Below are 17343 nucleotides of genomic sequence, written 5' to 3' on the forward strand. Positions count from 1 at the left end.
AACAACATGGTAGCCAATCCGCCCCCCGCCCGGCGTGAGACGGAAGAGACAGCCAGCGCACATGATACGATCGCGGTGCTGCCGCTGCGGGATATTGTCGTTTTTCCACACATGATCGTGCCGCTGTTCGTGGGGCGTGAAAAATCCGTGCGCGCGCTGGAAGCGGTGACGCGCAGCGACAAGCAGATCCTGCTGGTCGCGCAGAAGAACGCGGCGCAGGATGACCCGACGCCCGACGATATCTATCGCTACGGCACCGTGTCCACCATCCTGCAACTGCTCAAGCTGCCCGATGGCACGGTGAAGGTGCTGGTCGAGGGCGGCCGTCGCGCCCATATCACTGCATTGCACGAGGTCGATGGCCATTTCGAGGCCGAGATCGAGGACGTGCCGGAACAGGAAACCGACGGCAAGGAAGCCGAGGCCATCGGCCGCACGCTGATCGGCCAGTTCGAGCAGTACATCAAGCTGAACAAGAAGATCGCGCCAGAGGTGCTGGTCTCGCTCAACCAGATTGATGACCTGTCGAAGCTGGCGGACACCATCGCCAGCCACCTGAACCTGAAGATTCCCGAAAAGCAGGAAATCCTTGAAATCCAGGACGTGAATGCGCGTCTGGAGCGGGTTTTCGCGCATATGGAAGCCGAAATCGGCGTGCTGCAGGTGGAAAAGCGCATCCGCAACCGCGTGAAGCGGCAGATGGAAAAGACGCAGCGCGAGTACTACCTGAACGAGCAGCTCAAGGCGATCCAGAAGGAACTGGGCGAAGGCGAGGACGGCAAGGACGAGACCGCCGAGCTTGAGGAAAAGATCGCCAAGACCAGGCTGAGCAAGGAAGCGCGCGAGAAGGCGGTGGCCGAGCTGAAAAAGCTGAGGACCATGAGTCCGATGTCCGCCGAATCGACGGTGGTGCGCAACTACCTTGACTGGATCCTTGGCATCCCGTGGAAAAAGCGCTCCAAGGTGCGCCATGACCTGTCGGAAGCCCAGAAGGTGCTCGATACCGACCATTATGGTCTGGAGAAGGTCAAGGAACGCATCATCGAATACCTGGCCGTCCAGAGTCGCGCGCAGAAGCTGAAGGGGCCGATCCTGTGTCTGGTGGGACCGCCGGGCGTGGGCAAGACCTCGCTGGCCAGGTCCATCGCCAAGGCGACGGGGCGGCAGTATGTCCGCATGTCGCTGGGTGGCATGCGTGACGAGGCCGAGATCCGTGGCCACCGCCGCACCTATATCGGTTCCATGCCGGGCAAGATCATTCAGGGGATGAAGAAGGCCAAGACCTCGAATCCGCTGTTCCTGCTTGATGAAATCGACAAGCTGGGGGCGGACTGGCGCGGTGACCCGTCCTCCGCCCTGCTGGAAGTGCTGGACCCGGAGCAGAATTCGACCTTTGGCGATCACTATCTGGAAGTCGATTACGACCTGTCGGATGTGATGTTCATCACCACGGCCAACAGCCTGAACATGCCCCAGCCGCTGCTGGACCGCATGGAGATCATCCGCCTGTCCGGCTATACCGAGGATGAGAAGGTCGAGATCGCCAAGCGCCACCTGCTGTCCAAGCAGACGGCGGCGAACAACCTGAAGCCCGGTGAATGGTCGGTGTCGGATGACGCGCTGCGCGAACTGATCCGCAGCTACACCCGCGAAGCGGGCGTGCGTAACCTGGAACGTGAAATCGCGACCCTTGCGCGCAAGGCCGTGACCGAAATCGTGACGGGCAAGGCCAGGACCGTGGAGATCACGGCCCAAAACCTTGAGAAATACGCAGGCGTGAAGCGATTCCGCCACGGCGAGACCGAGTCGGAAGACATGGTCGGAGTCGTGACCGGGCTGGCATGGACCGAGGTGGGCGGCGAAATCCTGACCATCGAAAGCGTGATGGTGCCCGGCAAGGGCAACATCAAGCTGACAGGCAAGCTGGGCGATGTGATGAAGGAAAGCGTTGCCGCCGCCCTGTCCTATGTCCGCAGCCGCGCCGTGACGTTTGGCATCAGCCCCGACCTGTTTGAAAAGCGTGACCTGCACGTGCATGTGCCCGAAGGGGCCACGCCGAAGGATGGGCCGTCCGCCGGTATCGCCATGGCGACATCCATCGTCAGCGTGATGACGGGCATCCCTGTGCGCCGCGATGTGGGCATGACGGGCGAAATCACGCTGCGTGGCCGTGTCCTGGCCATTGGCGGGCTTAAGGAAAAGCTGCTGGCCGCCCACCGGGCCGGCCTGACCACCATCTTCATCCCCAAGGACAACGAGAAGGACCTGGTGGACATTCCCGAGGTCGTGACACAGGCCATGACCATCCTGCCGGTCTCGCATGTGGATGAGGTGATCGGGCAGGCGCTGGTGCACAAGCCTGAACCGATTGAATGGACGGAACCCGTGGCGGCAGGCAGCAAGGAAGGCACGGCAGCCCCCGCATTGACGCATTAAGCAGGGGTGCAGGGTCGCAAAATTGTCATGATGGGGGGGAATGACGGAATTTCTCTGTCATTCCCCGAATTCTGTCGGTTGACGTGAGAAAAAACAGCGGCATAGTGCGTGCAGAAATGCGGCGCGACTTTTGAATGATTGCGTAGGCGCACAGTACAAAGAAAGGCGTAAAATGGAGAAGCCACTTAACAAGCAGGAACTCGTCGCTGCTGTAGCCGAGGAAGCCGATCTGGCCAAGGCTAAGGCTGGCGAAGTGGTTGATGCGGTTTTCGGTGCGATCGAAAAGGCGCTGGCAAGCAAGCAGGAAGTCCGTCTGGTTGGTTTTGGTACGTTCGTGACCGCAACCCGCAAGGCGGCCAAGGGACGTAACCCCCGCACGGGTGAGCCGCTGGACATCCCGGCATCCACATCCGTGCGTTTCAAGCCGGGCAAGAACCTGAAGGAAGCCGTCAGCAAGTAAGGCTGGCTGCTTTTTCAGGCAAAAAAGGAAGGGGCAATCCATTTTTTGGGTTGCCCCTTTTTTTGCAATCGCTTAGTAGGGTCGCGGGCGATTAGCTTAGCGGTAGAGCATCTCGTTTACACCGAGAGGGTCGGCGGTTCGATCCCGTCATCGCCCACCATGTTTTCCCGTGCTTCATGCAGGCGCGGACATGCACCACGCGGGTGTAGCTCAGTTGGTTAGAGCGCCGGCCTGTCACGCCGGAGGTCGCGGGTTCGAGCCCCGTCACTCGCGCCATTACGGCACGATCCATTCTTTTCCGCACCACGCCAGATGCAGCCGCACTGGCGTTTTTTTATGCCTACGGCGCACACGGAAAAATGAAAACAATATTTTGTGCCGTGTAAGTAATGGTCACGCAATATTGAGGGAACCTGTGCGGCACATATCCTCACAGTAATGTTCACCAAAGAACACGGTTAAGTAACTGTTCCCATCAGCACGTTGGGTCTAGCATCCCTGAAGCCATACATAAGTCGATTAAGACACCTGGTGGCGTATTAACAGGTTGGGAACACGGAAGATGCATTCCGTTATCGCTGATTATTTGCCCGTACTTATATTCGGGTGCATTGCGGTGGTGATTGCAGGCGCAATGCTGGGCAGTTCACTGCTGTTTGGCCACCAGAAACCCTATGCCGAGAAAACGTCCGCATACGAATGTGGTTTCGAGGCATTCGACAATGCGCGCCATCGTTTTGACGTACGGTTCTATCTGGTGGCGATCCTGTTCATCATTTTCGATCTGGAAGTCGCATTCCTGTTCCCGTGGGCGGTCAGCCTGTCGCGGATCGGGTGGTTTGGTTTCGCGTCCATGATGGGCTTCCTGGGCGTTCTGGTGGTCGGCTTCATCTATGAATGGAGCAAGGGCGCGCTGGACTGGGATTGAGCATGACAAGGGGAGGCGCGCCAATGGGTGGCAACGATACATCCGGGCCGGACCGGCCGGCAGACAGTATTGCGTGGAACCGGGAAATGCTGCCCCCGGGGCCGCAGCAGGACGCGGTCATCAAGGGCATTACCGGCGAAATTACCGAAAAGGGCTTCGTGGTCGCAAGCCTGGACAAGCTGGTGAACTGGGGCCGGACCGGCAGCCTGTGGCCCATGTCGTTCGGGCTGGCATGCTGTGCGGTGGAAATGATCCACGCCTACATGCCGCGTTACGACCTGGACCGCATGGGCATCATCCCGCGCGGGTCGCCACGCCAGTCGGACGTGATGATCGTGGCGGGCACGCTGACCAACAAGATGGCCCCGGCGCTGCGCCGCGTCTATGACCAGATGGCCGAGCCGCGCTGGGTCATCTCCATGGGGTCATGCGCCAATGGCGGCGGGTATTACCATTATTCCTATTCGGTGGTGCGCGGCTGCGACCGCATCGTGCCGGTGGATGTGTACGTGCCCGGCTGCCCGCCCACGGCGGAGGCGCTGATTTACGGCATCCTGCAACTGCAGAAGAAAATCCGCAGGACAGGGACAATCCGCCGTGGCTGATCCCGCAAGCAATCCCCCCATTACCGTCGCGGCACCTCGTGCGGTTTCAGGCCCGCTGGGCGTCATCGCCTTCCGCCTGTCCACTACTGTTGCGGGCATCATTTCAGCCGGGATCGAGAAGGGGGAGCTGGTGGTGCGCACTACGCGCCATCGCCTGCTCGACCTCATGACCATGCTGCGTGACGACCCGCGTTACGCCTGCCAGCAGGTGATGGATATCTGTGGCGTGGACTTCCCCGAACGGGCCGAACGGTTCGACGTGGTCTATAACCTGCTGTCGGTCACCCATAACCACCGTATCCGCGTGATCGTGACCACGGACGAGACATCGCCCGTGCCGTCCGTCCACCAGCTCTGGCCCGCGGCCACATGGTGGGAACGTGAATGCTATGACCTGTTTGGCGTGCTGTTTACCGACCAGCCCGACCTGCGGCGCATCCTGACCGATTACGGGTTTGACGGGCATCCGCTGCGCAAGGACTTCCCGCTGACCGGCTATGTCGAGCTGCATTACGACGAGGAACGGCGCCAGGTGGTCTATGGGCCGGTCGACCTGGTGCAGGATTTCCGCAATTTCGATTTCGAATCCCCATGGGAAGGCATCCTGACCCTACCGGGCGATGAAAAGGCGCATGCCGACCGCCAGGACATGAAACGACAGGGATAGGCGACAGATGAGCGACGTAACCCTTCGTAGCGATACGGACATTCCCGACAGCATGCTGCCGGAGGACAGTGACGGCGAGGTCAAGCGCCATGTGGTGGAAATCGATTCCCACGCGCTGAACTTCGGTCCCCAGCATCCTTCCGCCCATGGCGTGCTGCGACTGGTTCTGGAAATGGAGGGCGAGGTCGTCGCCCGCGCCATTCCCCATGTCGGCCTGCTGCATCGCGGCACGGAAAAGCTGATCGAATACAAGACATATCCCAAGGCGCTGCCGTATTTCGACCGTCTCGATTACGTCTCGCCGATGTGTGAGGAACAGGCCTTCGCGCTGGCGGTGGAAAAGCTGCTGAATATCGAGGCCCCGGAACGCGCCAAATGGATCCGGGTCATGTTTGCCGAGATCACGCGCATCCTGAACCATATCCTCAACCTGACTTCCTTCGGGCTGGACTGCGGGGCGCTGACGCCCGCTTTGTGGGGGTATGAGGAACGCGAAAAGCTGATCGAGTTCTACGAGGCCGCGTCCGGCGCGCGGTTCCATGCCAATTATGTCCGCCCCGGTGGCGTCGCGCGCGACCTGCCGGCGGGGCTGGAGGAACGCATTGCCGACTGGGCGCGGACCTTCCCCAAATGGATTGATGACCTTGAGGCGCTGCTGACCGGCAACCGCATCTGGAAGCAGCGTACGGTGGGCATCGGTGTTTTCACCACCGAACAGGCGCTGGCCTGGGGCTTCAGCGGCCCGTGCCTGCGGGCGTCCGGCGTGCCATGGGACCTGCGCCGCAGCCAGCCATACGACAATTACGACAAGGTTGAATTCAACGTGCCCGTGGGCCGTCAGGGCGACTGTTACGATCGCTACCTGATCCGCGTGGCCGAAATGCGCGAAAGCGTGAAGATCATCAACCAGTGCCTTGAACAGATACGCCCCGGCCCGGTCAAGGTGCGCGACCACAAGATCACGCCCCCGCCGCGCCGCGAGATGAAGCGCTCGATGGAAGCACTGATCCATCACTTCAAGCTGTTTACCGAAGGCTATCACGTGCCGCCGGGGGCCACCTACACCGTGACTGAAACGCCCAAGGGCGAATTTGGCGTGTATCTGGTGGCCGATGGCAGCAACCGGCCGTATCGCTGCAAGATCCGGCCCACGGGTTTTTCCCATCTCCAGGCAATCGACGAGATGTCGCGCCGGCACATGCTGGCGGATGCCGTGGCCATTATCGGGTCGCTCGACCTGGTCTTTGGCGAGATTGACAGGTGACCGACATGTCCGTCCAGCCCAACGCGCCCGCGGGCGCGGAACCGACCCATTTCGCATTCGATGCCGAAAGCGAGCAGCAGATTGCGGTAATCCTTGCCAAATATCCGCCCGAGCGCAAGGCGAGCGGCGTGCTGCCGCTGCTCTATGTCGTGCAGAAGCAGATGGGCCGCCAGACCGGCAGCGCGTGGATACCCCGCGTGGCCATGGACGTGGTGGCCGCCCGTCTGGAAATGGCCCCGATCCGGGTGTACGAGGTCGCGACCTTCTACCTCATGTTCAACACGAAGCCGATTGGCCGGTACCACCTGCAGGTCTGCACCACCACATCGTGCTGGCTGCGCGGGTCGGATGATGTGACGGCGGCGTGCAAGGCGGCGACGGGCATCAGGGCGTTTGGCGAGACCAGCGCCGATGGCCTGTTCACCTTGACGGAAGTGGAATGCCTTGGCGCCTGCGCCAACGCCCCGATCCTGCAGGTTGATGATGATTACTACGAAGATCTGGACGGCCCGCGCACCCTCGAACTGATCGAGGCGCTGAAGCGTGGCGAACGTCCCACGCCCGGTCCCACAATCGACCGCCTGAATTCCGCCCCCGCCGGTGGGCGCAAGGTGCTGGTGGATGACGCGGCGCACAAGCCGCAGGGGCAGGAGTAAGGGCCATGCTGCAGGACAAGGATCGCATCTTCACCAACCTGTATGGCCAGAATGACTGGACGCTGGCCGGTGCCCGTGCCCGCGGCGACTGGGATGGCACGGCGGACATACTGGCGCGCGGGCGGGACGCCATCATCAACGAGATGAAGGCATCCGGCCTGCGCGGGCGCGGGGGGGCGGGTTTCCCCACCGGGGTCAAATGGTCGTTCATGCCGAAAAAGAACGACGGGCGGCCGCATTACCTGGTCATCAATGGCGATGAATCGGAACCCGGCACCTGCAAGGACCGCGAGATCCTGCGCCATGACCCGCACAAGCTGGTGGAAAGCGCGCTGATCGCCTCCTTCGCCATGGGGGCGCATGCGGCCTATATCTACATCCGGGGCGAGTTCTATAACGAGGCGATGCACCTGCAGCACGCCATTGACGAGGCGTACGCGGCGGGCCTGATCGGAAAGAACGCCTGCGGGTCGGGCTGGGATTTCGACTTCTACATCCACCGTGGCGCGGGTGCGTACATATGCGGTGAGGAAACCGCCCTGCTGGAAAGCCTGGAGGGCAAGAAGGGCCAGCCGCGCATGAAGCCGCCGTTTCCGGCGGCCATGGGCCTGTATGGCTGCCCCACCACGGTCAACAATGTGGAAAGCATTGCCGTTTCCGCCACCATCCTGCGCCGGGGGGCGGCGTGGTTCTCCGGGCTGGGGCGGCCCAACAACGCGGGCACCAAGCTCATGGCCATATCGGGCCACGTCAACACGCCCTGCGTGTTTGAAGAAGAGCTGGGTGTTCCGATGAAGGAACTGATCGAAAAGCATGGCGGTGGCGTGCGGGGCGGGTGGGACAACCTGCTGGCGGTCATTCCCGGCGGCTGTTCGGTGCCCATGCTGCCGCGTGACGTGTGCGACACCGTGCTGATGGATTACGACAGCCTGCGCGCCGAAGGGTCGGGGCTGGGCACCGGCTGCATGATCGTGATGGACAAATCCACCGACATCATCGCGGCGATCGCCCGGTTCTCGAAATTCTTCAAGCATGAAAGCTGCGGCCAGTGCACGCCGTGCCGCGAAGGCACGGGCTGGATGATGCGCATCATGGACCGCATGGTGCAGGGACGGGCGGAAATCGAGGAAATCGACATGCTGGAACAGGTCACCCGGCAGGTGGAAGGACACACCATCTGCGCGCTGGGTGATGCGGCGGCATGGCCGATACAGGGGCTGATCCGCCGGTTCCGGCCCGTCATGGAAGAACGCATCCATGCCTACAAGGCCGCCCATGGCGGCACGCGGCCCGCGCAGGTGCCCGCGGGCCTAGTTGAAGCTGCGGAGTAGGAATAGTGGTAAAAGTAACCGTTGACGGTATTCCGGTTGAAGTCCCCGCAGGGTCCTCCGCGCTGCAGGCGTGCGAGGCGGCGGGCAAGGAAATCCCGCGTTTCTGTTATCATGAACGCCTGTCTGTCGCGGGCAACTGCCGGATGTGCCTGGTCGAGGTATCGGGCGGGCGCAAGCCGGTAGCCTCCTGCGGTTTCCCGATTGGCGACGGGATGCAGATCTTCACCGATACCGAGGTCGTGCGCCGCGCCCGCCGCGCGGTGATGGAATTCCTGCTGATCAACCACCCGCTGGACTGCCCCATCTGTGACCAGGGCGGTGAATGCGACCTGCAGGACCAGGCGTTTGGCTATGGCGCGGACCAGTCCCGCTACCGTGAAAACAAGCGCGCGGTGACCGACAAATACCTTGGCCCGCTGGTCAAGACGGTCATGACGCGCTGCATCCAGTGCACGCGCTGCATCCGTTTTTCGACCGAAATCGCGGGCGTGCCCGAACTGGGCGGCATTTCACGCGGCGAAAACCTTGAAATCACCAATTATGTTGAAAAGGCCCTGACATCCGAACTGTCGGGCAACCTGATCGATATCTGCCCTGTGGGCGCGCTGACATCACAGCCCTATGCGTTTACCGCCCGGTCATGGGAACTCAAGCGCACGGATTCCATCGATGTGTGCGACGCGGTAGGCACCAATATCGTCATGCATGCCCGTGGGGCGGCGGTGCTGCGCATCGTGCCGCGCATCAATGACGAGGTGAACGAGGAATGGCTGTCGGACAAGGGACGGTTCGTGGTCGATGGCTTCCGCCGCCGCCGCCTTGACCGCCCATGGGTGCGGGTGGATGGCAAGCTGCAGCCCGCAAGCTGGCAGGACGCCTTTGCCACCATCGCGACACGGCTGAAAAGCGTGCCGGGCGAACGCATCGGCGCGATCGCGGGCGACATGTGCGACGCCGAAAGCATGATGGCGCTGAAGGACCTTATGGAAACACTGGGGTCGGGCAATATCGACTGCCGGCAGGACGGGGCGAAATACGATACGTCGCGCCGTGACTTCTACACCTTCAACAGCGGCATTACCGGCATCGAGGACGCGGACGCGCTGCTGATCGTAGGCTCCATTCCCCGGCAGGAAGCACCCGTGCTGAATGCGCGCATCCGCAAGCGCTTCCTGGCCGCCGGGCGCGGTGGCTTCCCCATCGCCATGATCGGCGCGCCCAATGCCGACCCGACCTATGCGGCCGAGGTGCTGGGCGCAGGCCCCGACACGCTGGTGGAACTGGCGGATGGCAGGCTGCCCTTTGCCGATGTGCTGAAAAACGCGAAAAGGCCCATGATCATCGTCGGCCATGGCGCGCTGACACGGCCCGACGGGCAGGCGATTGCAAAGGCATGCTGGGACCTGGCGGCGCAGGTGGGGGCGATTGCCCCTGACTGGCACGGCTTCAACGTGCTGCATACGGCGGCCAGCCGCGTTGCCGGGCTGGACCTTGGCCTTGTGCCCGCGCCAAAGGGCCACGACGTGGCGGGCATGCTGGATGGCGGGGTGGACGTGCTGTGGCTGCTGGGCGCGGATGAATTCGCGACCGACCGCATCGGGCCGAAAACATTCGTCATCTATCAGGGCCATCATGGCGACGCGGGGGCCGCGCGGGCGGATGTCATCCTGCCCGGTACGCTGTATGCCGAAAAGCCCGGTACCTACACCAATACCGAAGGGCGCGTGCAGGAAGCCTTCCGCGCCATCATGCCGCCCGGCGACGCGCGTGAGGACTGGCGGATCCTGCGCGCCTTTTCCGAAGTGGTGGGGCGCAAGCTGCCCTATGACACGATCGAGGCCCTGCGCCAGCGCATGATGCGGGCCAGCCCGGCATTCGGGGCGGCGTGGGCGCGCTGCGGCACGTCGGACACCGCTGGCCCGCAGGCGGGCATGGTGGCCATGTCCGGTGGGCCGTTCCACCCGGTCATTGCCGATTATTACCTGACCCATGCCGTGTGCCGCGCCAGCCCCACCATGGAAACCTGTTCGGGCATTTACGTGCACCCTGCAAACCAGGCGGCGGAGTAGGATCATGGCGGATTTCTTCTTTCACACCCTGCTGGGCCAGCTTGTGCTGATCGTGCTGGAAACGCTGGCGGTACTGGTGCCGCTGCTGCTGGGGGTTGCGTACCTGACACTGGCCGAACGCAAGGTGATGGCCGCCATGCAACTGCGCAAGGGGCCGAACGTGAACGGCCCGTTCGGCGTGCTGCAGGCCTTTGCTGACGCGATCAAGATGCTGACGAAGGAGACGGTGATCCCGTCGGGCGCGAACCGGATGCTGTTCCTGTTCGCGCCGTTCCTGACGTTCTCGCTGGCCATGGTGGCGTGGGCGGTCATTCCCACGGGTAACGGCCTTGCCATCGCCAACATCAATGTGGGCGTGCTGTACCTGCTCGCGATTTCATCGCTGGGGGTTTATGGCATCCTGATCGCGGGGTGGGCGTCCAATTCCAAATACGCCTTCCTTGGCGGGCTGCGATCGGCGGCGCAGATGGTGTCGTACGAAGTCTCCATCGGGCTGGTGATCGTGTCGGTCCTGCTGGCGGTGGGCAGCCTCAACCTCAATGACATCGTGCTGGCGCAGCGCCACGTGTGGTTCTGCCTGCCCATGTTCCCGATGTTCATCGTGTTTTTCATCTCGGCCCTGGCCGAGACCAACCGCGCGCCATTCGACCTGCCCGAAGGCGAGAGCGAACTGGTGGCGGGCTTCTTCGTCGAATATTCGGCGCTTGCCTTCGGCCTGTTCTTCCTGGGTGAATACGCGAACATGTTCCTCATGTCGGGCATGGTCAGCATCCTGTTCCTGGGCGGTTGGCTGCCGCCGCTGGGGATCGCGCCCTTTACGTGGATACCGGGGCCGCTGTGGCTGATCGCGAAGATCCTGTTCTGCCTGTTCGTCTTTATCTGGGTGCGCGCGACATTCCCCCGCTACCGCTACGACCAGCTCATGCGGCTGGGCTGGAAGGTATTCCTGCCGTTTTCGCTGGCATGGATGGTGCTGAGCGCGGGGTTCCTGATGGTAACGGGCCTTCTGCCCGGAGGAGCAGGCTGATGGGTACATTAAGCAAGGCCGCCCGGTCCATGCTTCTGGCCGAACTGGTGTCGGGCATGAGCGTGACGCTGAAGGCATTCTTCAAGCCGAAGGCCACGATCAACTACCCTTATGAAAAGGGCGTGCTGTCACCGCGCTTCCGTGGCGAACACGCGCTGCGCCGCTACCCCAATGGGGAGGAACGCTGCATCGCGTGCAAGCTGTGCGAGGCGACATGCCCGGCGGAAGCCATCACCATCGAGGCCGAACCGCGCGATGACGGCTCGCGCCGCACCACGCGCTACGACATTGACATGACCAAGTGCATCTATTGCGGCCTGTGCGAGGAAGCCTGCCCGGTCGATGCGATTGTCGAAGGCCCGAATTATGAGTTCGCGACCGAAACCCGCGAAGAACTGATGTACGACAAGGACAAGCTGCTGGCCAATGGCGACCGCTGGGAAAGCGTTCTCGCCCGCAGGCTCGAACTTGATGCCCCGTACCGCTGACACCGCATGGCGGGTGCGGCCAAGCGCGCCCCCGCCATGCCAGCAGGAGGAAACATCCATGCTGCAGGAAGCTCACCCATGATGACCCAGCTTGTCTTTTACGTCTTTGCGGCGGTTCTGGTCCTGTCCGCCACCATGGTGGTGTGCGCGCGCAACCCCGTGCATTCGGTGCTGTTCCTTATCCTTGCGTTCTTCAACGCGGCGGGGCTGTTCCTGATCGCGGGGGCCGAATTCCTCGCGATGACGCTGGTGATCGTCTATGTCGGCGCGGTAGCCGTCCTGTTCCTGTTCGTGGTCATGATGCTGGATGTCAATTTCACGCGCATGCGTGAAGGCGTGCAGCGTTACGCGCCCATTGGCGGCGTGGTTGGCGGCGTGCTGCTGGTTGAACTGATCATGGCGTTCACCCACTGGCGTGTCGCCTCCAACATTGACCAGATCGGGCATATCGTCCCGTCGTCGCCCGCGCGCACCAATACGGCCGCACTCGGCGACGTGCTTTATACCCATTACATCTTCCTGTTCCAGTCCTGCGCGCTGGTGCTGCTGGTGGCCATGATCGGCGCGATCGTGCTGACGCTGCGTGACCGGCCCACCGGGCGGCGCCAGAACATCGACCGCCAGCACGACCGCACGGCCGCCGACAGCCTGGAAATGCTCCAGGTCCCGCTGGGCGTGGGTGTCGCGGCGCAGGGCGGCTTCCTGCGCCCGCATGAATCATACGACGTGGCGGCGGTGCCGGGCACCTATGGCACGCAGGCATGGCGCGAACGGGAAATGGAAGAAGAGACACAGACCGCGCTGGTGGTCATTACCCCCGCGACAGGCACGAAAGGACAGGACAATGCATAGCGCGATTGAGGGGATCGGCCTTGGGCCATACCTGAGCATTGGCGCGATCCTTCTGGTTCTGGGCGTGTTCGGCATTTTCGTGAACCGCAAGAACGTCATCATCATCCTGATGTCGATCGAACTGATCCTGCTTTCGGCCAATATCAATTTCGTGGCGTTCTCGGCTGCCACCGGCGACCTGTCGGGGCAGGTGATGACCCTGTTCGTGCTGACCATCGCGGCGGCGGAATCCGCCATCGGGCTGGCCATCGTCACGGTCTATTTCCGTAATCGCGGCTCGATCGAAGTCGATGATATCACGATGATGAAGGGGTAGGGGAAATGCAGACGGCATTCTTCCTTTTTGAAGTGGCGGTGTTCGCACCCCTTGTCGGCTTCCTGGTGGCGGGCTGTTTCGGGCACCTGATGGGCGACGGGGCGGCGCGGTTCACCACCATCGGCCTCATGACCTGTTCGGCGCTGGCGGCCATTGGCGTGCTGGGGTTCGAGATGGGTGATGTCGGCACGTTTGTCGTGCCGGTGGTCGACTGGGTTCACGCGGCGGGCTTCCGGGCCGACTGGCAGTTGCGCATGGACATGCTTTCGGTCAGCGTGGTGGCCATGGTCACGGTGGTGTCCCTGCTGGTGCATGTGTACAGCGTAGGCTACATGGCGCATGAGGCGCGGCCGGTTTACCGTTTCTTCTCCTACCTGTCGCTGTTCACGTTCGCCATGCTCATGCTGGTGACGTCGGACAACCTGCTGCAGCTCTTTTTTGGCTGGGAAGGGGTGGGCCTGGCCAGTTACCTGCTGATTGGCTACTGGTATGACCGGCCATCGGCCTGTGCTGCGGCCATCAAGGCGTTCGTGGTCAACCGCGTGGCCGACCTGTTCTTCCTTGTCGGGATCTCGCTGATCTTCATCCGGCTGGGCAGCGTGTCGTATGAGGAAATCTTCGCCGCCATCCCCTACCATGTGAACGACACGTTCGCGCTGTTCGGCACGCATCCGCTGTATGAAGTCATCGCCACGCTGCTGTTCATCGGCGCCATGGGCAAGTCGGCGCAGTTGTTCCTGCACACATGGCTGCCCGATGCGATGGAGGGGCCGACCCCGGTTTCCGCCCTGATCCATGCAGCGACCATGGTGACGGCGGGCATCTTCCTGATGGTGCGCATGTCGCCGCTGGTGGAACTGGCGCCGGTCACCCGCGACCTGATCGTGCTGGTTGGCGGCACGACCAGCTTCTTTGCCGCGACCGTCGGGCTGGTCCAGCCCGACATCAAGCGCACCATTGCCTATTCCACCTGTTCGCAGCTTGGCTACATGTTCGTGGCCGTTGGCGTGGGGGCGTACCAGGCGTCCATGTTCCACCTGACCACGCATGCGTTCTTCAAGGCGCTGTTGTTCCTTGGCGCGGGCTGCGTGATCCATGCCGTGCATGATGAACAGGACATGTTCCGCATGGGCGGGCTGTGGCGGAAGATCCCCTTCACCTACGCCGCCATGTGGATCGGCAGCCTCGCGCTGGCCGGTATCTTCCCCTTTGCCGGGTACTGGTCAAAGGATGCGATCCTTGAGGCCGCATGGATGTCGGACAGCGCCATGGGCCATTACGGCTGGGTCATGGGGTGTGTCACCGCGTTCCTGACCGCGCTGTACAGCTGGCGGCTGATCTTCCTGGTGTTCCATGGCAAGCCGCGCGATGCGCACCTGCATGACGGCGCGCATGAAAGCCCGGCCTCCATGCTGCTGCCGGTGGGCCTGCTGTCGGTGGGCGCGGTGGTGGCGGGTGTTGCGCTGGAACCGTTCTATATCGGCAGCCACCAGGCGGCGTTCTGGAACGGGGCGATTGCCGCCATTCCCGGCCATGACGTGATCGAACGCCTGGAACACACGCCCGGCTTCATAGCACTCGTGCCGACATTCGCCGCCATATTCGGCATTGCCGTGGCCTATGTCTGCTATATCGCAAGCCCCGGCATCCCGGCGGCGCTCGCGCGCAGCCTGCGTCCGCTTTACCTGTTCCTGCTGAACAAGTGGTATTTCGACGAACTGTATGACGTGGCCATCATCCGCCCCTACCGCGCGATTGCGCGCCTGTTGTGGAAAGGCGTGGATGAGGACGTAGTCGAGGGCATACCCGAAGGGCTGGCCCGCCTGACCGCGGGCAGCGCGGGGCAGGCCGTGCGCATCCAGACCGGGTCCATGGCGGTCTACGCCTTTTCCATGCTGATCGGGCTGGTGGTGCTGCTGACCACCATGCTGTTCTTCCGCTAACCCCAGGCATGTCAGGGCCAATACCAATGAACTGGACACTTGCACTGCCAGAAATCGTGCTGGCCCTGTCGGGGCTGGTCATCCTGCTGGCCGGGGTGATGCAACGGCGCGGGCAGGCCTTTTTCTCCTGTGCGATGATGACGCTGCTGGCCCTGGTGGTCACGGGCGTCCTTGTCGTGCTGTCGCCCGATGGTACCGGGTACAACCATATCTTCATCAATGACGGCTTCGCCCGCTTCATGAAGGTGCTGAGCCTGACGGGCGCGGCGCTGTCGGTGGTGCTGAGCGTGGGGTACGCGCGGGAAATGGAAATCGACAAGTTCGAATTCCCTGTCCTGATCGTGTTTTCCACGCTGGGCACGATGATCATGGCGTCCTCGGGCAACCTCATGACGCTGTTTGTCGGGCTGGAACTGTCCTCGCTGTCCATCTACATCCTGTGCGCCTTCGCCCGTGACCGGGTGACGGCAGCGGAAGCGGGGCTGAAGTATTTCGTGCTGGGGTCGCTGGCGTCGGGGCTGCTGCTGTATGGCATCTCGCTGGCGTACGGCTTTGCCGGGACGATGGAATATGCGGGCCTGCAGCAGGCGGTGCGCGGTAGCGCCGTGCTGCCCGCCGGGCTTATGGTGGGCGTCGTGTTCGTACTGGTGGGGCTGTGCTTTAAACTGTCAATGGTGCCGTTCCATATGTGGACGCCCGATGTGTACCAGGGCGCGCCCACCTCGGTCACCGCCTATATGGCCGGTGCGCCCAAGATCGCGGCCTTCGCCGTGCTGCTGCGCGTCATGGCCGGCCCCTTTGGCAGCATGACGCCGCAATGGCAACTGCTGATCGAGGTCGTGTCCGCCGCGTCCATGGTGTTCGGCTCGCTTGCGGCGATTCCACAGGGAAACATCAAGCGGCTCATGGCGTATTCCTCCATCGGGCACATGGGCTACGCCATGATCGGCCTGGCCGCCGGCACGGCGGAGGGCACGCGCGGCACGCTGGTCTATCTGGTGACCTACCTGTTCATGAATGTCGGCGCGTTCGCGGGCATTGTCGCCATGCGCCGCAAGGGGCATGCGGTCAGCCGGATCAGCGACCTGTCCGGTCTGGGCCGCACTGATCCGGGCATGGCGCTGGCCATGGCGGTGTTCATGTTCTCCATGGCGGGCGCGCCGCCGCTGGCCGGGTTCTTTGGCAAGCTCATGGTGTTCTATGCCGCGATCAATGCGCATCTTTACGGACTGGCGGCAATCGGTATCATCAGCAGCGTGATCGGGGCGTACTACTATATCCGCATCGTCAAGATCATGTTTTTCGATGCCGCGGCCCCGGCGCTGGACCGCTCGCCTGTTTCCGTCTCGTTCGTTTCGGTGGGGATGGGGCTGGTGACCACGTTCTTCGTGGTGGGGCTTGGCCCTGTCGCAACGGCGGCACAGGCGGCGGCGAGCGCATTGTTCAGGTAACGCATGTCCCAGCCCGTCCTCCGCCCGTCCGTTGTCCCGATCCCCCGTGGTGGCGGGGCTACATGGCGGCTGGAGGTGCATGACAGGCTGGGATCGACATCCGACCTGTGCAAGGCGCGGCTTGAGGCGGGCGCGGGGGCGGATGGTATCGCCATCCTGGCGCTGGAACAGACGGCGGGGCGCGGCAGCCGGGGGCGCGCATGGAGCGATCCCGGTGGCAACCTTGCCCTGTCCGTCATGCTGGTGGGGCAGGGGGCGGCGGTGCCGGTGGGGCTGTGGCCCTTCATCGCCGGGCTTGCGCTGCATGACGCCGTGGCGGGTTACGTGCCCGCCGGTCACGTGCTGGAACTGAAATGGCCCAATGACCTGCTGCTTGATGGGGGCAAGATGGCCGGTATTCTGATCGAGACCGGCATCGGGGCCGGGGTGTCGTGGCAGGTGATCGGCATCGGCGCCAACCTGCGTGGCAAGCCCGATATCGCGGGCCGCACGCTGGCCTGCCTGGCGGATTGCGGGGTCGATGCGCCCGCAGCGCCCGCGGTCGCGCGTAAGCTCCTGCACCATCTGGGCCTGTGGCTGTCATGTTACGAAACCCATGGATTTGCCGCCATCCGCACCGCATGGCTGGACCGGGGACACGCAATCGGCACCCCCATACGGGTCAGGGCAGGAAACCAGCAGTTTACCGGCACGTTTGCGGGGCTGGGGGATGACGGTATCCTGTTGCTGCGCACGCCAGGCGGGGTGCGGCGCGTGGTGACGGGGGAGGTGCTGCTGGCCCCCGCGACCCCAGAATAATCGGCCCCGGCCAAGGAAAGAGATTTAAGTTGGCGGGATTACATGATAATCC

General features: G+C 62.8%; 16 protein-coding genes and 2 tRNA genes. All 18 read left to right on the forward strand.

From position 1 onward, the window contains the following. The first annotated feature begins 6 nt into the window (after positions 1–6). The 18 genes from lon (at position 7) to CFR76_RS01620 (ending at position 17291) form a co-directional block, all read left to right on the forward strand. Positions 7–2436 carry an endopeptidase La gene (lon, locus tag CFR76_RS01535; RefSeq protein WP_244191718.1) on the forward strand — a complete coding sequence of 810 codons (2430 nt, stop codon included), beginning with the start codon at positions 7–9 and terminating at the stop codon, positions 2434–2436. A gap of 172 nt (positions 2437–2608) precedes the next feature. Beyond that, positions 2609–2896 carry an HU family DNA-binding protein gene (locus tag CFR76_RS01540; RefSeq protein WP_007399823.1) on the forward strand — a complete coding sequence of 96 codons (288 nt, stop codon included), beginning with the start codon at positions 2609–2611 and terminating at the stop codon, positions 2894–2896. Positions 2897–2981: 85 nt separating this feature from the next. Then, positions 2982–3056: transfer RNA gene (locus tag CFR76_RS01545), tRNA-Val, on the forward strand. A 39-nt stretch (positions 3057–3095) separates the two neighbouring features. After that, a tRNA-Asp gene (locus tag CFR76_RS01550) sits at positions 3096–3172 on the forward strand. 286 nt (positions 3173–3458) lie between these two features. Continuing rightward, complete coding sequence (locus CFR76_RS01555) at positions 3459–3824, forward strand: NADH-quinone oxidoreductase subunit A (RefSeq protein WP_010506373.1); 366 nt, start codon at positions 3459–3461, stop codon at positions 3822–3824. 23 nt (positions 3825–3847) lie between these two features. After that, positions 3848–4429 (forward strand): NuoB/complex I 20 kDa subunit family protein, encoded by a 582-nt coding sequence (locus tag CFR76_RS01560; protein WP_010506371.1) that lies wholly within the window; start codon positions 3848–3850, stop codon positions 4427–4429. Next, on the forward strand, positions 4422–5096 hold the full coding sequence (locus tag CFR76_RS01565; protein WP_110555491.1) for an NADH-quinone oxidoreductase subunit C: 675 nt from the start codon (positions 4422–4424) through the stop codon (positions 5094–5096). Before CFR76_RS01560 ends, CFR76_RS01565 begins: the two co-directional genes overlap by 8 nt. A 7-nt stretch (positions 5097–5103) precedes the next feature. Continuing rightward, positions 5104–6360, forward strand: a complete 1257-nt coding sequence (locus CFR76_RS01570; RefSeq protein ID WP_025438911.1) for an NADH-quinone oxidoreductase subunit D — start codon at positions 5104–5106, stop codon at positions 6358–6360. A gap of 5 nt (positions 6361–6365) precedes the next feature. Beyond that, positions 6366–7016 (forward strand): complex I 24 kDa subunit family protein, encoded by a 651-nt coding sequence (locus tag CFR76_RS01575; protein ID WP_110555492.1) that lies wholly within the window; start codon positions 6366–6368, stop codon positions 7014–7016. A gap of 5 nt (positions 7017–7021) precedes the next feature. Further along, complete coding sequence (gene nuoF, locus CFR76_RS01580) at positions 7022–8347, forward strand: NADH-quinone oxidoreductase subunit NuoF (RefSeq protein WP_110555493.1); 1326 nt, start codon at positions 7022–7024, stop codon at positions 8345–8347. 5 nt (positions 8348–8352) lie between these two features. Beyond that, the gene (nuoG, locus tag CFR76_RS01585; protein ID WP_110555494.1) at positions 8353–10416 is read left to right on the forward strand and encodes an NADH-quinone oxidoreductase subunit NuoG; all 2064 of its coding nucleotides are present in this window, start codon (positions 8353–8355) and stop codon (positions 10414–10416) included. Between the two features lie 4 nt (positions 10417–10420). Next, entirely contained in the window at positions 10421–11443 is a 1023-nt protein-coding gene (gene nuoH / locus CFR76_RS01590; RefSeq protein ID WP_110555495.1) for an NADH-quinone oxidoreductase subunit NuoH, read from the forward strand. Beyond that, positions 11443–11931 (forward strand): NADH-quinone oxidoreductase subunit NuoI, encoded by a 489-nt coding sequence (gene nuoI, locus CFR76_RS01595; RefSeq protein ID WP_025438907.1) that lies wholly within the window; start codon positions 11443–11445, stop codon positions 11929–11931. Before nuoH ends, nuoI begins: the two co-directional genes overlap by 1 nt. Positions 11932–12009: 78 nt before the next feature. Then, positions 12010–12783 (forward strand): NADH-quinone oxidoreductase subunit J, encoded by a 774-nt coding sequence (locus tag CFR76_RS01600; protein WP_110555496.1) that lies wholly within the window; start codon positions 12010–12012, stop codon positions 12781–12783. Beyond that, positions 12776–13099, forward strand: coding sequence for an NADH-quinone oxidoreductase subunit NuoK (gene nuoK / locus CFR76_RS01605; protein WP_038508161.1), 324 nt, complete (start codon positions 12776–12778; stop codon positions 13097–13099). The genes CFR76_RS01600 and nuoK overlap by 8 nt, the downstream gene beginning before the upstream one ends. A gap of 5 nt (positions 13100–13104) precedes the next feature. Beyond that, entirely contained in the window at positions 13105–15042 is a 1938-nt protein-coding gene (gene nuoL / locus CFR76_RS01610; protein WP_110555497.1) for an NADH-quinone oxidoreductase subunit L, read from the forward strand. Between the two features lie 26 nt (positions 15043–15068). Beyond that, positions 15069–16493, forward strand: a complete 1425-nt coding sequence (nuoN, locus tag CFR76_RS01615; RefSeq protein WP_110555498.1) for an NADH-quinone oxidoreductase subunit NuoN — start codon at positions 15069–15071, stop codon at positions 16491–16493. 3 nt (positions 16494–16496) lie between these two features. Next, positions 16497–17291, forward strand: a complete 795-nt coding sequence (locus CFR76_RS01620) for a biotin--[acetyl-CoA-carboxylase] ligase (protein WP_110555499.1) — start codon at positions 16497–16499, stop codon at positions 17289–17291. The last annotated feature ends 52 nt before the right edge of the window (positions 17292–17343 follow it).

Source organism: Komagataeibacter swingsii, assembly GCF_003207895.1.
GTDB classification, from domain to species: Bacteria; Pseudomonadota; Alphaproteobacteria; order Acetobacterales; family Acetobacteraceae; genus Komagataeibacter; species Komagataeibacter swingsii.

Bases quoted from the DNA above. Each gene is read 5' to 3' on its own strand.
- nuoK (WP_038508161.1), top strand. From the start codon at position 12,776: ATGCATAGCGCGATTGAGGGGATCGGCCTTGGGCCATACCTGAGCATT.
- nuoL (WP_110555497.1), top strand. From the start codon at position 13,105: ATGCAGACGGCATTCTTCCTTTTTGAAGTGGCGGTGTTCGCACCCCTT.
- lon (WP_244191718.1), top strand. From the start codon at position 7: ATGGTAGCCAATCCGCCCCCCGCCCGGCGTGAGACGGAAGAGACAGCC.
- CFR76_RS01575 (WP_110555492.1), top strand. From the start codon at position 6,366: ATGTCCGTCCAGCCCAACGCGCCCGCGGGCGCGGAACCGACCCATTTC.
- CFR76_RS01570 (WP_025438911.1), top strand. From the start codon at position 5,104: ATGAGCGACGTAACCCTTCGTAGCGATACGGACATTCCCGACAGCATG.
- CFR76_RS01620 (WP_110555499.1), top strand. From the start codon at position 16,497: ATGTCCCAGCCCGTCCTCCGCCCGTCCGTTGTCCCGATCCCCCGTGGT.
- nuoH (WP_110555495.1), top strand. From the start codon at position 10,421: ATGGCGGATTTCTTCTTTCACACCCTGCTGGGCCAGCTTGTGCTGATC.
- CFR76_RS01555 (WP_010506373.1), top strand. From the start codon at position 3,459: ATGCATTCCGTTATCGCTGATTATTTGCCCGTACTTATATTCGGGTGC.
- CFR76_RS01540 (WP_007399823.1), top strand. From the start codon at position 2,609: ATGGAGAAGCCACTTAACAAGCAGGAACTCGTCGCTGCTGTAGCCGAG.
- CFR76_RS01560 (WP_010506371.1), top strand. From the start codon at position 3,848: ATGGGTGGCAACGATACATCCGGGCCGGACCGGCCGGCAGACAGTATT.
- nuoN (WP_110555498.1), top strand. From the start codon at position 15,069: ATGAACTGGACACTTGCACTGCCAGAAATCGTGCTGGCCCTGTCGGGG.
- CFR76_RS01600 (WP_110555496.1), top strand. From the start codon at position 12,010: ATGATGACCCAGCTTGTCTTTTACGTCTTTGCGGCGGTTCTGGTCCTG.
- nuoI (WP_025438907.1), top strand. From the start codon at position 11,443: ATGGGTACATTAAGCAAGGCCGCCCGGTCCATGCTTCTGGCCGAACTG.
- nuoF (WP_110555493.1), top strand. From the start codon at position 7,022: ATGCTGCAGGACAAGGATCGCATCTTCACCAACCTGTATGGCCAGAAT.